The sequence below is a fragment of the Spirosoma migulaei genome (assembly GCF_054776855.1).
The window spans coordinates 1-16,520 of the sequence record NZ_BAAHBG010000027.1 but is presented as its reverse complement, the minus strand read 5'-3'; the positions used below and the strand labels follow the sequence as shown (position 1 = coordinate 16,520).

7 protein-coding genes and 1 tRNA gene are annotated in these 16,520 nt (G+C 46.5%); 1 reads left to right on the top strand and 7 read right to left on the bottom strand.

Annotation, left to right across the window (positions count from 1 at the left end; translation table 11 throughout):
- Window positions 1-136: 136 nt before the first annotated feature.
- From ACYVGO_RS24840 to ACYVGO_RS24810, 7 genes are all read right to left on the bottom strand, one after another.
- A complete protein-coding gene (locus ACYVGO_RS24840) occupies window positions 137-1,765 on the bottom strand; it encodes a sensor histidine kinase (protein ID WP_460971586.1) in 1,629 nt (542 codons plus the stop codon).
- A gap of 152 nt (window positions 1,766-1,917) precedes the next feature.
- Window positions 1,918-4,596, bottom strand: coding sequence for an ABC transporter permease (locus ACYVGO_RS24835; RefSeq protein ID WP_460971585.1), 2,679 nt, complete (start codon window positions 4,594-4,596; stop codon window positions 1,918-1,920).
- Between the two features lie 84 nt (window positions 4,597-4,680).
- Complete coding sequence (locus ACYVGO_RS24830) at window positions 4,681-7,308, bottom strand: ABC transporter permease (RefSeq protein ID WP_460971584.1); 2,628 nt, start codon at window positions 7,306-7,308, stop codon at window positions 4,681-4,683.
- 20 nt (window positions 7,309-7,328) lie between these two features.
- Window positions 7,329-10,007: a permease prefix domain 2-containing transporter gene (locus tag ACYVGO_RS24825; protein WP_460971582.1), complete on the bottom strand. Its 2,679-nt coding sequence runs from the start codon at window positions 10,005-10,007 to the stop codon at window positions 7,329-7,331.
- 90 nt (window positions 10,008-10,097) lie between these two features.
- Window positions 10,098-12,755 (bottom strand): ABC transporter permease, encoded by a 2,658-nt coding sequence (locus ACYVGO_RS24820; RefSeq protein ID WP_460971581.1) that lies wholly within the window; start codon window positions 12,753-12,755, stop codon window positions 10,098-10,100.
- Between the two features lie 16 nt (window positions 12,756-12,771).
- Complete coding sequence (locus tag ACYVGO_RS24815; protein ID WP_142773288.1) at window positions 12,772-13,107, bottom strand: PadR family transcriptional regulator; 336 nt, start codon at window positions 13,105-13,107, stop codon at window positions 12,772-12,774.
- Between the two features lie 263 nt (window positions 13,108-13,370).
- On the bottom strand, window positions 13,371-15,947 hold the full coding sequence (locus tag ACYVGO_RS24810; RefSeq protein WP_460971580.1) for a M14 family metallopeptidase: 2,577 nt from the start codon (window positions 15,945-15,947) through the stop codon (window positions 13,371-13,373).
- 184 nt (window positions 15,948-16,131) lie between these two features.
- Between ACYVGO_RS24810 and ACYVGO_RS24805 the strand changes: the two genes are divergently transcribed.
- Window positions 16,132-16,203: transfer RNA gene (locus ACYVGO_RS24805), tRNA-Glu, on the top strand.
- Window positions 16,204-16,520 lie beyond the last annotated feature (317 nt).

The following is a 16,520-nucleotide window of genomic DNA, read 5'->3' as shown; positions in this document are numbered from 1 at the left end:
GCAGAGAGTGGCGTTAATTTTTAGAATAAACTCAGGAATTATTTGTCGGCTTATTGCAATTGGCACTAGCCAAAGTAGCAAAAGCGGTAGGATAAAATATCTCATATAGAACGATTTTTTATATAAATCAGGGTATTCACCAATACACCAGCGTTAATGCGACAAAGTAATCCTGATCCGATTGCTGAATAGCCAGTTGGTGTCGGTTGGGGTAAATCAGGTCCAAACGTTTGCGCACATTATCCAACCCTACACCTGATTGAGCTTCTTCAGGATCAGCCCCAGTTTTAGGATGCCGGGAGTTGTGTACTTTAAAATACAAATGCGTGTCATCTAAAGTTAGCGTGATGTAAATCCAGGATGGGTGCCGGAGGCTGATTCCATGCTTGAACGCATTCTCGACAAAGGGCGTCAGCATCATAGGAGCGAGATAAATAGCACGGTCAGGCTCCTGAATGTTTACCCGGATTTCAATCGGATGCGTCTCGTCAATACGCATGCGCTGAATCTGGATGTAGTTATAAAGATATTCGACTTCCTTGTCGAGCGGAATACGATCGCGGTTGTTTTCCTGCAACATAAACCGCATCATATCGCCCAGTTTCTGGATACCATCGGCTGTTTTTTCACTGTTTTCCCGTAGAGCAGTGGCATACAGACTATTCAACGCATTGAACAGAAAGTGGGGGTTGATCTGTGCCCGTAAGCTCGACAACTCTGCCGATTTGGCCGAAACCTGCGTTTGAAGTACGGTATTCTCTTTTTGTAGTCCCTGCCGAAGAAATGCAATAGAAACTGCCCCGATCAAAACGAGGAACATCAGAAGAAGTGGATCGCGGTTGTCGTAATGAAATCCCGTACTAGCTCCCCATATACCAAGAGTGGACACAATAATCAGTAACAAAAAGGTAGCAATTCGGCTTGCCAAGACCACTTCCGACGTTGGGGAACTTCTTAGAAAAGGCATGATCACAAGCATGTAGGTGGCAATGCGCCCAGCCCGTAGCACCTCGTATGTTGAAGAAGTCTTTAAAAGAGGCAAGATATAGGCATAAAAATACGCTTGCAGGAACAGAATCTGAATGGCCAGGCCGGAGAAGATCAATGTCGTTCGGGTATTCCTTTGCCATAAAAACATTAACACATCTCCTCTGAATGCCATCCCAAGCGCCAGTACACTCAAGCCGGCTAACAACAGGTAACTGGCAATCTGGAAATGCGTTTCAGACTCTTGCCAAATCTTCCGTTTTAGATAGTAATAATACTGAAACCCGATCTCATACACCCCCAATACAATACCAAACCCAATAACATCGGCCAGTACAGTCCGCTTGCGGTAAAGCGAATAAACTTTAAGGCCAATAATGCGATGTGCGTCATTATACTGATAACGAACCTGTAATTTGAGATAATGATACAGAAAGGTACCCGCAAGCAGTAGAAACACAGTAATTGCTCCATATACGGCGACTTTCTGGTCGTTAGTGCGGTCGTTTAGGAGCGGATAGGTCAGATAATGAAACACATACCAGCCTCCTAGTAGTAGACAGACGCCTATAATCAGAGGAACATTATTATTGAGGGTATGGTCGTAAGAAGCTAGATTTCGCCAGACAACAGACGAGGGCACCCGATTATGCAAGGTCATCTCTACCATGGCATCGATTCGGTCCACTTCTCTGATCAATCGCCTGATGATGTAAATAACCGCTGTGCTTAGTACGAATACCAGTTCATAGCGCCGAATAAGTTGTACGTCCCGCATTGGTCTACTTGATTTTTGACCAAAACTAGGCGGGACGAACAAGCTTGTGGGTAAAAAGGGTTGAACAAGCTGAAAAATGGGATGAAGGGCGGGGAGCTCGGTGCAGGGTGCAGGGTTTTCCACGCTCCGAGCCCCCCGCTCCCTGCCACACGCTACTCCGACCGCAGGGAGCGCACCGGATTCATTAACGCAGCTTTGATGCTCTGTAAGCTCACCGTTAGTAAAGTAATAAGCAATGCTCCGGTACCCGATACGGCAAAAATCCACCACGTAATTTCTGTACGATATTGGTACTTCTGAAGCCAGTTATGCAGAAAATAGTAAGCAATGGGCGTTGCGATGCCAAACCCAATAATGACCAGCACCACAAAATCTTTCGAGAGCAAACGCCATAGATTAAATACCGACGCACCCAGTACTTTGCGAACACCAATCTCTTTGGTGCGTTGCTCGGCCATATACGACGCCAGGCCGAACAAGCCCAGGCAGCTAATGAAAATGGCCAGAATGGCAAAGAATGATGCTAGTTTCCCAATCCGCTCTTCCGTGCGAAACTTAGCGGCATATTCATCATCGGCAAATTTGTATTCGAAGGGGGCCGATGGAATGAGTTTTTTGAAAACCGCTTCGATTTTTGGTAATGCATCGCTGGTACTGATGGCAGGGTTGAGTCGGATATTGATCCAGTTAGGATTCCCAAACAGACAAAAGATAGTGGGCTTGATTGGCTGGAATGGCGACTCCATGACCATGTCTTTCACAACGCCAAGCACTATAAAACTTTTTTCGACATTATCGGTCATCCACTGGCTTTTCCAGCGAATCGTTTCGCCAATGGCCAATCCAGCAGACCGATTCTGGAAGCCCATCTGTTTAGCGGCTGTTTCATTAATAATAAAGCCACTGGAATCAGAAGCAAATTCCTTCGAAAAGTTGCGTCCCGCTATAAATTGCCAGCCAACCGTTTGGGCATATTCGGGAGTGACCGACAAGGTAGCAAATTGCTCGGTCGACGCTATGGATAGGCCTTTCCACCGGAAACCATCATTTGTCGACCAAACCCCTGTAATTGGGCTTTGTGATTCTGCCACATCGGTGACGGCACCGGTATTTTTTAGTTCGGTACGTAATAAACCGGTTTTCCCATAGAAATCGTCAGATTGCATTTGCACCATTAACAAGCCATCCCGGGAATAACCGACCGGGCGATTTTTAGCAAATTGAACCTGACGGTAAATAACAAGCGTACAGATGATCAGTGTAATCGAAACCGTAAACTGCATAACGACCAGCACCTGACGAGGCATGGACGAAAAACGCCCCATTTGTGCTCTTGCTAAACCGCCCCCTTTCAACACCTTGACCGGTTGGAAAGAGGTTAAATACAAAGCCGGATAGCTACCTGCCAGCAAACCAGTCAGCAGCACGAATCCAAAGTTAAACAGCCAGAAGTAGCCATTTTTCCAGGGGATACTCATCTGCTTGGCCGCCATATCGTTGAACCAGGGCAAGGCTGTCGTCACCATCAAAATGGCCAGCACAAAAGCCAGAAATACAACCAGAAAGGACTCACTAAAAAACTGGCCAATCAATTGAATTCGAAGCGAACCGATCGCTTTTCGAATTCCTACTTCTCTGGCGCGTTCTTCGGAACGAGCGGTTGACAAATTCATGAAATTGATACAGGCCAGCAACAACACAAAGAAGCCAATCAAGCCCACTAGCCATACGTATTGAATCGGTCCATTGCTGACCGTTCCATTTGTAAAATCGGAATACAAATGCCAGTTTCGCATGGGATTTAACCACATCTGCGGGGTAGTTGCAGCCTCCTCCTTCATGCTCTCAAGGTGCTTGATCACATTCAACTCAGAATCTTTTATACTGGCCGTAACCTTATCGAAGTCAGTATTCGGTTGAATCTCTACATAAATCCAGAGCGCATGGTTATCCCATTTTTTCTGCCTCATATAGGCATTAGTGGCCACGAAGTAATCCCAGGAAGCCAGAAACTGAGCGTTATGAAGTTCCGTATTCTGGGGTAAATCTTCGTAAACACCGGTTACACGCACATCCTTATCCGTATTGATTTTCAACAATTTACCCATCGGTTCGGCATCGCCAAACAATGCACTGGCTGTGGAAGCCGACAGTAAGATTGATTGTTGGTCCTGCAAGCCTGCCCAGGTTCCTTTGAGCATATGCAGCGTGAACATTTCGGGAGCTTCGGCCCCAATATATTGTCCTTTTTTTGTGAGCTTCTTATCGGTTGTCGACAGGATATAATCACCTGTGTGCGTAGACGTTACGATATGTTTAAAATGGCGTTTGTAGTTCGTCTTTAATTCATGAATGAATGGATAGGGTAATGTTTGCGACGTCTTGATCACGCCATGCTCAGTCTGATTTTGCATGATCTGAGCAATACGGTTGTAATTTTTATGATACGTATCAAAAGACAGTTCGTCGTATACCCACAGGCCAATGAGCATGGCTACGGCCATACCTACAGCCAGCCCTCCAATGTTGATAAACGAGTAACCCTTGTTTTTAACAAGAGTCCGAAAGGCGATTGTCAAATAATTGCGTAGCATATCAGTAGTTGTTGGGTTGGGAAATCCTCCGGAGCGCCGGGTCGTTAGCTGTCGTTTCATGATCGAGGGTCGAACATAGACTAGCACCTCCCGCCAGTATCGGCGTCGGGCTTTAGCTTCCCCTAAATTCTGCACCCATAATGCATAGCGTTCGTGCAGGTCGCCGATCACTTCCTCACGCAGGTGAGGAGCGCAGAACCAGTTCAGCAGGCGGTCAGCGAAGCGGGGCAGTTTCATAATGGATAATGAAAAATGGATAATGAGTGTCAGTAGCTGTATTATTGGCACCAATGGCGTTATTCATTTTGCATTGTCCATTACTCATTCCGACCGTAGGGAGGTAACCGGGTTCATCAATGAGGCTTTGATCGCCTGGAAACTAACGGTTAGCAGCACAATCAACACAGCGGAAAACAAGGTTAGTATAAATACACCAACCCCAATGGCTATGCGGTAATTATAATCCTGCAACCATTTCTCCATGGCATACCAGCCTACGGGAGCGCCAATGACAAAAGCAACCAGCATAAGCTGGATAAACTCTTTGGTTAATAAGCTCACAATACTGGTTACGCTTGCTCCCAGTACTTTCCGTACGCCAATTTCTTTCGTTCGCTGTTGGGCTGTGTAGGCCGCTAATCCAAATAATCCCAGACAGGAAATAAGAATGGTCAGCCCCGCAAACAGGCCCGTTAATGAACCCGTTCGCTGTTCGTCGGCAAATTTGGCTTTGTACGACTCGTCAGCAAATGTGTACTCGAAAGGGTACCCAGGGTTATATTTCTTTGCGATCATTTCGGCGAGTTCGAGATTCTTAGCCACTGTATTCGCCGGATTTAGGCGAATGCTCACCCAGTTGAGGGGAATTGATCCACCTGGCCCATGAATGATAACCGGATTGACCGGCTCATAGGGAGAGGCAAAGATGAAATCCCTGATAACGCCAATTACATGCCATTCCCGATTGTCGAACGTCAGGCGCGTACCCACTGGCTTTTTCAACTGCATTGTTTTTACGGCAGTTTCATTTAACAAAACAGCCGTTGAATCCGTTGGATACTCCCGAACATTGATCTCCCGCCCTACCAGCAATTTTGTGCCCGTTGTTTTCAGAAAATCCTGATCGGCCCCAAACCGGTCAAACTCAACATCCTTATCTGCTTTTGTACTACCGGGCCACGATAACCCCCATTGGCGTGAATTTATAGTAGTAATCGGGCCCAGTGATTTGCTGGCCGAAACAGCCGCTCCACCCCGTATCAAATCCTGTTGAAATGAGCCATAAACTGTTGGCAGTTCTCCCGACATATAGGTAAACAGGAGGTTATTCTGGTCGTAGCCGCTTTCCCGATTCTGCGCATAATTTATTTGCTGGTGAATCACTAAGGTGGCTATGATCAGCACGATAGCAAAGGTGAATTGGGCGACCACTAATCCTTTTCTGGGCGAGAATACGCTATGAATAGGTCTGAACGTGCCTTTCATCACCTTAACTGGCTGAAAATTAGCGAGATAAAAAGCAGGGTAGCTACCGGCCAACAAACCCGTGAACAGGACAAATGCAAGGGCACCAAGCCAGAAATCAACCGTTCCTAGTGCCAGGGTTAACTGCTTATCCGTTAAGTTGTTGAAGGCAGGAATACAAAGTGCAACCACTACCAGCGCCAGCAATCCAGCGAAAAAGGTAAGCAGTACCGATTCGCTGATGAATTGCAGGATAAGCGCCGATTTTTGAGCACCCGCCACTTTACGTATGCCTACCTCTTTCGCTCGTTTTTCACTACGGGCCGTTGTGAGATTTATAAAGTTAACAGCCGCAATGAGCAGAATCAAGGCCGCTATAAGCCCAAACAATCGCACCGTAACAATCTTTCCGTCAACCAGTTGCCCATTCTCCTGCTTTGAATACAAGTGCCATTTACTGGCCGGATGAAGAAAAATCTGCCGGTTCGATACATCATCAATAACCCCCTTGAGCTGTTCCGCGGTCACACGCTTAATCTTTTCATTGACAGCCACTGGATTAACCTTGTCTCTGAGCAGGACAAACGTGTAATTGTTGTTCGAAGCCCAGCCATCGGAGTCCCAAACGGGTGTCACAAAATACGACCAGGGCAATAGGTACGATACGTTATTAAATTGGGTATTATTTGGCAAATCATCCAGAACGCCAGTCACGGAGAAACTATCCTTATGGTCAATCTGAACAATTTTACCCAACGCATCGATAGTCCCAAACAATTTTTCAGCCAGCGCCTTTGTGATAACAATGCCATTGCTTCCAGAAAGAGCCTTATCCGGATTACCCGCCATGAATGCGAAATCAAATAAATTCAGGAAAGACGGATCGACAAAGGCGCCCTCTGTGTTTATTTTTTTATCTGCCGCCGTCAATAGTAAGGTGGTAGGCCGGAATCGGGAAGCGTCCTCAATCTCTGGATAATTCTGTTTTAAGGTAGGTGCCAGTGGCTTAGGCGTTGTTCCCCAAACCTGCCGATTTCCACTAAACATATCCTGGTTATACACCTGAAAAAGCCGATCTGTTTTACTATAAAATCGGTCGTAGGTAAGCTCACTTTGAATCCACAGGAAAATAAGGGTTGAAGCCGCCATGCCAATGGCCAATCCGGCCATATTGATAAAGGCATAGCCTTTTTCCCGAACCAGATTCCTCCAGGCGATTTTCAAATAATTGAGTATCATAATAGGGCTCAAATAAGAATAAGATGGGTATTCCTTTGGTTTTCGTTTGATCATCGATGGTCGCAGGTAGGCCAGCACTTCCCGCCAGTAACGGCGTCGGGCATTGCTTTCACCCCATTGCTGAACCTGTAAGGCGTACCGTTCATGCAGGTCACCCAGGACCTCCTCCCGCCAATGGGACGCCACCAGCCAGGTTACAAGCTTATCGGGCCAACGGGGTGGGATTTTAGGCTTATTGGATTCCATATGGGTACAAGACTAGCTGGCTATTCGCTTCGCAAACTCTTAACGGGATTCACCAGGGCGGCTTTAATTGCCTGATAACTAATGGTTGCCAGGGCAATGGTGACGGATAAAACTCCTGCAACAACAAACACCCACCAGTCAACCTGAATGTGATACGCAAATTCATTGAGCCATTGATGTGTAGCCCACCAGGCCAGTGGAAAGGCTATGCCATTAGCGATCAGGACTAGTTTCAGAAAATCTTTTGACAACAGGGCCGATAGACTCAGTACACTGGCACCCAGCACTTTGCGCACCCCAATTTCTTTGATCCGTTGTTCAGCGGCATACGTAGCCAGCCCAAAAAGCCCCAGGCAGGCAATAAAAATAGTAGCCAGCGCAACCCAGATAAGCATGGTTTCCCGGCGTTGATCGTCCAGGTAAAATCGGGCTAGCTGTTCGTCCAGAAAGTGATATTCGAGCAAATGGGTAGGGTCAATTTTGGTCAGAATGGTATTCATCTGGGCTAGCGTAGCCGGCATATCTTTTCCGTCGATTCGGGCTGTAAAGTAGTCGATGTTATGCACCGGGTTACGCTGAAAACCCAGCACCATCGGTGCAATTTTTTCACGCAACGATTGAAAATGAAAATCCTTTACAATCCCAATAACCCGCGCGTTAAAGGGTTGGTTAGCCTCATTGAGGGGCCTATAGCTCCCCTCCATAGCTCGGGCGGGGATTTCGACCCGTTGCGAAGCGGCTTCGCGGATACCGAGTTGCTTAGCGGCTGTTTCATTCAGGAGGACAGCCGTAGAATCACTCATTCCCTGAAAATTCCGCCCGTTTATAAGCTTTATAGCAAAGGTCCTGATAAAGTTTTCGTCGGCCCCAATCCAGTACGCGGTCTTGTGTTCACTGGTGTTTCCTTCGGGCCTGATTTTAACCGTTGGAATTATCTTCCACTCGCCCGGTACTCTGGACGTAACCGATACACTTTTTACTGTTGGGATCCGGCTGAATTCCGTTTTGATCGTTTCTGCCCCACTTCGTATTTTCCCGCTGTTAATATCCACCACCAGCAGTAATTCTTTAGTGAACCCCAAATCCTTGTTATTCGCAAACTGAACCTGTTGAAACAGTACAATGGTAGCGATCATCATGACCACCGAAATTGTAAATTGAAAAACAACCAGCCCTTGTCGAAACGACAGGTCCCCTTTGCTTTGCCGTTTCATCTTTGTCAGCAGCAAAAGTGGGCTAAACCGCGACAACAAAAACGCAGGATAACTGCCTGATAGTAATCCGGTAACAACAAGAGCGATCAGAGCATAAAGCCAGATTCGATAATCGCTGTGAATACCCAGTGAGAGTTCTTTGCCGGTAAACTCATTGAAGAAAGGGAGCAGTACATTAACCAGCACCACCGCCAGCAGAAACGAAAGAGATGTCACCACCAGCGATTCGGTTAGAAACTGATAGATGAGATGACTCTGAAACGCTCCATTGGCTTTCCGAACGCCAATCTCTTTCGACCGATTGGAAGCCCGGGCGGTGGCGAGGTTCATGTAATTGATGCAGGCAATGAGCAGGACAAACAGAGCCACAATGGCAAAGATTTTCACGTAGAGGAATACTCCCTGGCTCATTGCCTCGACGTTGGAGTTTCTGGCGCGGTCTATAATATGCTCAGAAAAGAGGTGCATAGCTGCCAGTGGCTGTAAGGTAAAGTTGGCCGATGTTCCGGCATCCCATTTCACGTTGGCGTTGAGTAAGTCTGTTAGTTTCGACGCTGCTACCTCAGGATCGGCCTTTTCCTTCAACAGAAAGAACGTCATGAAATTTTGTGATGCCCAGTCAGACATACTATCCCCGAAATCCGGATCACGGCTGATGGTTGCTTCCGAAATGACCGCGTTGAAACTAAAACTCGAATTGCGGGGGTGATTTTTCAGGACAGCCGTTATCTTCAGCGGTTTACCCAACTCAAAATCCACAGTTTTACCAACAACCTGCGTGCTGTTAAACAGTCGTTGAGCTAGTTCTTCGACGATAATAATTGAGTTCGGCTCAGTCAAGCCCGACTTACCATTACCATCAATTACTTCAAAATCAAATAGTTCCAGCAAGCTTTCCGTACCAAAGGTGATTGTTTCCTGAAACGTATGCTTGTTTTCCGGATTCGATAAATTAGCCCTTCCCGTTCGGAAAATCCGGGCTGAGTTTTCAATTTCACCAACATGTGTTTTTGCCTCTTCAGCAACCTTATAGCTAGTAGCCGCAATCAGAAGATCTTCGGAAGCTGTTTTTCTATGCTGAATAGCGCGGTAAAGCCGATTCGTTTTGCTGTGCTGCTGATCAAATGTCAGCTCATCGAAGAGATATAAGCCGATCAGCAAAAAACACGTAATCCCGAACGTCAGACCAGCTACGTTGAGAACGGTATACAGCTTGTGTCGGCTAAGCGTTCGAAAAGCAATTTTTACATAATTCCGTAGCATATCAGTATTTGTTGGAGTTGGGTATTTTTCAGCTTGTCGTTTGATCATCGACGGTCGCAGATAGGCCAGCACTTCCCGCCAGTAACGGCGTCGGGCTTGAGCCTCACCGAGTCGATGAGCCCGCAGATAATAGCGTTCATGTAAATCGCCCAGCACTTCCTCCCGCAGATGAGGAGCACAAAACCAGGTTAGTAGTCGATCGGCTAATTTGGGTGGGTTCATGATGGATAGTGTAAAATGAATAATGGACAATGAGGTGCATCAGCTATCAATCATTATCAATAGCGTTGCTCATTATGCATTCTACATTATTCATTCCGACCGAAGGGAGCTAACCGGATTCATTAAAGCGGCTTTGATACTCTGGAAACTTACCGTTAGTAAGGCAATACCGATAGCCAACAGACCCGCCAGGGTGAACATCCACCACTCGATGTCGATCCGGTAGGCAAATCCCTGTAGCCAACGGTTCATCGCATACCAGGCTAAGGGAGTGGCAATAACGATTGAAATCAGAACCAGTTTTACAAAATCCTGAATGAGCAATTGGACAATACCGGGTACGGAAGCGCCCATAACCTTACGGATGCCAATTTCTTTTTTACGCTGCTCGATGACAAAAGCAGACAGCGCAAATAAACCCAGACTGGCTATAACAACCGCTAATAGGGCAAACACGAAAAACAGTGTCTGGACACGTTGCTCACTCGCGTAGAAAGTGGCAAATTTGTCATCAAGAAAACTATATTCCAGTGGGCCATTTGGATTAAATGAATCCCATTGTTTTTTCAAATCACCAAGAAATCCATTCACATCGGTCGTCTTGATTTTCAATACAACACCACCGAAATTCCTTCCCAGCACCATCATAAGTGGGGCAACTTTTTGCTTTACAGACACATAATTAAAGTCCTTAGTAACCCCTATTACCTTAAATTCCCGCTGACCTGACTTAACAACGGATCGACCAATAGGATTTAAGCCAGTCCATCCTAATTCGCGAACGGCGGATTCATTAATTAATACACCCGAAGTTGAATCGCTCGGAAAGTCTTTCGAAAAATTTCTCCCCTGCACAATCGGTATCCCTAATGTCCGTAGATAATCGTAGTCTATATGAAAAATATTTGCATGAATTTCTACGCCATTCGATGTTTCATTTTTAGGATGAATTTGGGTTCCATCCATCATTTCACCGCCCGGAAAATACCTTGAATTACTGGCAGCAATCACGCGACTATCCTGTAAAAGCTGCTCTTTAAAGGCTAGTTGATTGGTGCCCAATAATCGGGTATCAGGCAGCGCTATTACCTGATCTTTGTCATACCCCAATTTTTTGTTCTGCATATAATATAGCTGTTTATAAACAACTATTGTGGCAATAAGTAGAACGGTAGAAATCGAAAACTGAAATACAATTAAACTACTGTGCAATGGTTTCTTTTGTGGGCTTTTCGTAAATAGTGAACCCTTTAACGTTTTAATAATACTGAAGGATGACAGGAAGAAAGCAGGGTAAATACCGGCCAAAATCCCGGATAAAAAACTCACCAGAAACACCGTAAGAATAGCCTGATAGTTCAGGAAAAACAAGAAGCCGATTTGCCTGTTTGCCAGTTGATTGAAGAATGGTAATAGAAGAAATACCAGTAAATAAGCGCATATCATAGCAAAACTGGTCAGCAACACCGATTCGGTCAGAAACTGGATAATCAGCTGTTTTTTTACTGATCCCATTACTTTACGAACCCCAACTTCCCGGAAACGCTTTGCGGCCTGGGCAGTAGAAAGGTTTGTAAAATTAACGCAGGCTAACAGTAGAATAAACAAGGCTAGAATTAGAAAAATTACAACATACTGTATATCGCCATTGGGCTCCAATTCATATTTAGTATCAGAATACAAATGAATAGTGGTAAGTGGTTGTAACAAAAACCGAAACGTATCTACTGATTTCTGGGCTTCTGCCAGACTTATTCCCATATCGCGTTGCACCTCCGGAACCACATATTTAGCAACGAGTTGTGGGAATTTTGCCTCCAGCTTTTTGGGGTCAGCTTTATCAGTTAATTTTATATACGTGTAAAAACCAACATTACTCCATGTCGGATTTATACTATGGTGGGTGGAAAGACTGAGAAAGGCATCAAAATGAAAATGAGAGTTATCAGGTACCTTCTCAAACAAACCTGACACTTTATAAGCCGTTTTGGTGGTACCAATAGCTATGGATTTTCCGAGTGGATCTTCATTACCAAAATATTTGATGGCAAACGCTTTCGATAATACAATACTATTAGGTGCTACGAGCGCATCTCTGTCATATCCTTCAATCAAAGGAATTGAAAACAACTGTAGAAAATTTGAATCCGCAAATGCCAGATGAGCTTCTTTAAACTGGTTATTTTTATATTGCACATAATCACTGGCCGGTAATAGACGAGTCGACTCCTTTGCTTCAGGAAATGCGTTCAGGATTCCATTACCAACAGCCGCGTCTACATTTGGATAAATGGCCACATCACCGTTGCCAATAACGGATATGTTTACACGGTATATATGGTTAGCATCCGAGGGGTATTTATCATAACTCAATTCATTATAAACAAACACAGCTATTAGCATAAAACTGGCAAGACCAATGGCTAATCCCAGAATGTTAATAATAGAAAAGGCTTTATTGGCGAGCAGATTTCGCCAGGCGATTTTAACATAGTTTTGTAGCATTTCCATAGTTGCTGGAGTTGGGTATTTTTCAGCTTGTCGTTTACTAATAGATGGCCGCATATAGGCCAGCACTTCCCGCCAGTAGCGTCGTCGGGCTTTCAACTCGCCCCATTGCTCCACCCAGAGTATGTAGCGTTCGAGTAAATCACCCAGCACTTCCTCCCGTAAGTGAGGTGCACACGCCCACTCAATGAAGCGGGTCATCCACCTGGGTGGGCCTTGAGCCGATTTTTTAGCCTTCATGCCGAGTAAGTTGTTATTACTGCCAATCCAGTAGCAAATGCGAGTCGATGCGCTCCCAAAGTCGATTACGAACAGCCCGCACCTCCTGCAGGATTTTACCACCCAAAGCAGAAACGGTAAATAGTCGTTTCCGGCGACCTCCCCGCTCGGCGGTAGCCTCTCCCAAAAAGGAACTTACATACCCTTTTTGCTCCAACCGCTGGAGGGCTGCATGTACCGCCCCTGTACTAACCGTGTTTCCCGTTTCCCGCTCCAGTTCTTCGGCAATAACCACCGAATAGGCTTTGGGGGACAGCGCAGCTACAGCCAGCAAAACCACCTCTTCAAACTCGCCTAAATCACTACGTCGCATGGGCCGAAAGTTGGGCTATTGAACATTAGAATCTGATTTCCTCTATTTCCGTATATCAAATGGTCTGCCAAAAGAGAAATAGCCGCCAATCAAGCTAGAATCGAGCTTTTTATACGGAAGGTCAATACGTCCGTTGTCCGTTTCTGGACAATCCGTGTACGCATCTGGACACTGATTTGGGGTAAGGCCGTTATGCTTAAACGCAAAAAGGTCGCGTTCTCACGCGACCTTCCTGTTTTACCAATTGTATTCAGCTGACCTGCTTAATTGCCCACCATAAACACAGCGTTGCTAAATAGTAGCTTACCATTGTACCAGAATCCCCGGAAGAGTGGGTCATCGGCCAGATACACGATGCTACCACGGCCATAGGTTTGAACGCCCATCAGCAGGGTGTTTTTCAATTTCTCTTTGGCGTTTTTACCCGAAAAACCAGCTACGTAGTTGTCGGTTTTCAAATACCCTACATTCCACCCATCCTTCAGGAATTCAAAGTTAAAGGCATTTTGCACGAGCGAATAATACCCTCCTGTAAGCCCATAGCCCAGTGGGTGGCTTGTATCTACGTTCACCCGATAAATACTCCCTGGAATATCGTCAGAAATGGCTGCCCGCTCCCGGTTGATATAGAGTTTAAGCGAATCAACAGCACTGCTTTTTTTAGCTTTGTCCTTGTCGGCTGACTTATCTTCTTTCTCTTTCAGTTCGAAACCCTCTTTACCGGCCAGAAAAGCTGCGGCCCGCTCCATAGCAATGAGTTTCCCCCCTGCCCGTACCCACTCTTTGATCGCCGATAGGTTCTTCTCGTTCAGGAAACGCCCGTAATTGTAGTTCGTTGGCAGGATTAACACGTCTAGTTTACTCCATTCTATTGTTCCCAGCGAATTGCCATCGAGCAACGAGATCGGATAATTCAGCTCCTGATCGAAAAAATGCCAGACTTCACCCGCCGACGGTGGTGGCGTACCATCGCCGAGCACAACACCCACGCGCGGTGCTTTCAACCCCGTTACATAATCCGAACCGAAGTCGGAACCAGTCGTTACAAAGCCCGTTTGTACGGCCACGATCTCGGCACCCGCCTGAGTGGCCGCCTGCGATACCAGCGCGCCCAGTCGATCACCAACGCGTTCGTTCCCTGTTCGGGTGATGATCAACGTGCCAGAGGGATAGGTTTTACCCTCTACTTCAAATTGTTTTTCAGCCGCTCTGACTCTGATTTTCTGCTTTAATAAAGCTGCCAGTGTTTGTACGGCTGGCAACGACTGCCAGCGAACGAGGTAAGCATAGGCAGAGGCTGGCACAACTGCAGGAGCAGGCGCTGTTGGTGCTGTCGTGGCGGGGGTCAGGCGGGCGGGGATACCAAAGGTTTGCAATCCAAAGGCGTACGGTAGTGACCAGGCCGTAATGTCGTAGGTAGCTGAGTCTTCCAGAGCCGAATTCTGTTCAAACAGAATTTTCAGCAAGGTTGATTTGGGCTGGTATGCACTAATCACGATATCATCGGCACCCACCGAAACGGTCTTATCCGTCTTCTGCGTGGTATAATTGAACCCAGCCGCAACCGTCTGCGCTTTACCAGCGTAGCCAAAACTAATTTTATTCCGTTCCAGCAGTTGCTGCAAGGCCTTCAACCTGCCGGCATCTCCGTTCGATTTGATCACATAACTCTTGTAGGGCCCAATGGGTGTGTTGCGGGCTTTATCGAAAAACTGACCGAACTCTTTTACCACTTCAGCGGGTCGGTCGGCTACAGACTCCAGGGTGGCAATACTGGCAGTATAGTGGTGATCGATCCGCTGGCGAAGGGTTAGGGTATCGCCATCGGCTTTTTCTATAGCCAAACCGGCGCGGCCACTCCCACCCTGCTCATACGTCATACCAATAGCACCGTTGTAGGTCGGATAGGTATCGCCATAACTGGGATAAAATAAGTCAAAACGTTCCCGGGTGTAGTAGAGCCATCCATTTTTATCGAAATACCGACTGCAATACTCCCCAATAGTTTGCTGGAATTTCCGTTGGTAGGGTGTGATATCTTCGTGATAGGGCTTGGCCGACGGTGCAAAATAATAAGGGCTCTCTACACTCATTTCGTGAAAATCGCCGTGCAGTTGAGGCATCCACTGCTGATACAGCGCCATACGCTGTTGGGTGATTTCCTGCGTTTGCCAGGCCCAGTCGCGGTTCGGATCGAAGAGGTAATGCGTGTAGCGTCCACCTGGCCAGGGTTCACTGTGCTCCCGGGCAAAAGGCGTTGGGTTCGCGTTACGCCCCAACATTTGATTGTACCAGTTCACGTAGCGATCGTGGCCATCGGGATTCAAACCGGGATCGAGAATCACGACTGTTGAGTTCATAATTTTCTGCGATACGGCATCGGAGGTATTCAGAAGCCGGTACAGTACATCCATAAATGCTTCTGAGCTTACGGCTTCGTTGCCGTGAACGTTGTAGCTGAGCCAGGCAATAGGTGGTTGGGTAGCCGACGTCGGATTCCCCTCCATTAAGCCAATCCGTTTTAGATTATTGGTCCGAATTTCTTCCAGACGTGCCATATTGGCTTCAGAACCCAGGGCCACTACCATAAGCTGTCGGCCTTCGTAGGTTGTTCCATATGGAATCAGTTTAATCCGGTTGGGCAGTTGTTTGGCTACCTGTTCGGCGTAGGCCAGTACACGATGGTGGGGGGTAAATCGGTCGCCAATCTTATAGCCAAGAAACTGAGCCGGTGATACTAAGGTAGTTGACGAAGCGGTAGGTGTTTGAGCCTGAGCAGACTCGGAGGAAACTGTCAGCGACGCGACCGTCAGAGCTGCCAGCAATAAAACGTGTTTCATGTAGGTGATGAAAAAAAATGGAAAGCTAACCTCCTCAAAAATAGCAGTAAATCGGCCACAAACCCTTTTTTTAGAAAAATTTTAGTGGTGTGTGTTGCATTTAAAAAACATTGCCTTACCTTTGCACCACGATTCGCCACCAGGGCAGCCAGAAAGCTAAACTGATGGGTCTTTTAAACAAGACGGCCGATTCGTCTAGCGGTTAGGACATCGCCCTTTCACGGCGGTAACACGGGTTCGATTCCCGTATCGGTCACTAACATTTGCAACGCGGTTGCGCAAAAAGCCCCAAAATCTCCGTATTTTGAGGCTTTTTTGTTTAGCTCTCCCGTCCTTAAAAAGGATCAAATCGGGGATCAAGGACAATACTTGTGGAGGGCGTTGTATTTATCCAGGTTTGTGCGTTTAATCAAATCTGGGATCAATTCCAAAAGTTGTGGAGGGCATTGTATTTATCTAGGTTTGTGCGTTTAATCAAACCGCGTCGTTTTGGAAAGCTTCTTACCCATTATGGATCAAGGACAATACTTGTGGAGGGCGTTGTATTTTTCTAGGTTTGTGCGTTTAATCAAA

Excerpts from the sequence above, each read along its gene's own strand:
- ACYVGO_RS24840 (WP_460971586.1), bottom strand. The coding sequence starts at position 1,765 with ATGCGGGACGTACAACTTATTCGGCGCTATGAACTGGTATTCGTACTA.
- ACYVGO_RS24830 (WP_460971584.1), bottom strand. The coding sequence starts at position 7,308 with ATGGAATCCAATAAGCCTAAAATCCCACCCCGTTGGCCCGATAAGCTT.
- ACYVGO_RS24815 (WP_142773288.1), bottom strand. The coding sequence starts at position 13,107 with ATGCGACGTAGTGATTTAGGCGAGTTTGAAGAGGTGGTTTTGCTGGCT.
- ACYVGO_RS24820 (WP_460971581.1), bottom strand. The coding sequence starts at position 12,755 with ATGAAGGCTAAAAAATCGGCTCAAGGCCCACCCAGGTGGATGACCCGC.
- ACYVGO_RS24835 (WP_460971585.1), bottom strand. The coding sequence starts at position 4,596 with ATGAAACTGCCCCGCTTCGCTGACCGCCTGCTGAACTGGTTCTGCGCT.
- ACYVGO_RS24825 (WP_460971582.1), bottom strand. The coding sequence starts at position 10,007 with ATGAACCCACCCAAATTAGCCGATCGACTACTAACCTGGTTTTGTGCT.
- ACYVGO_RS24810 (WP_460971580.1), bottom strand. The coding sequence starts at position 15,947 with ATGAAACACGTTTTATTGCTGGCAGCTCTGACGGTCGCGTCGCTGACA.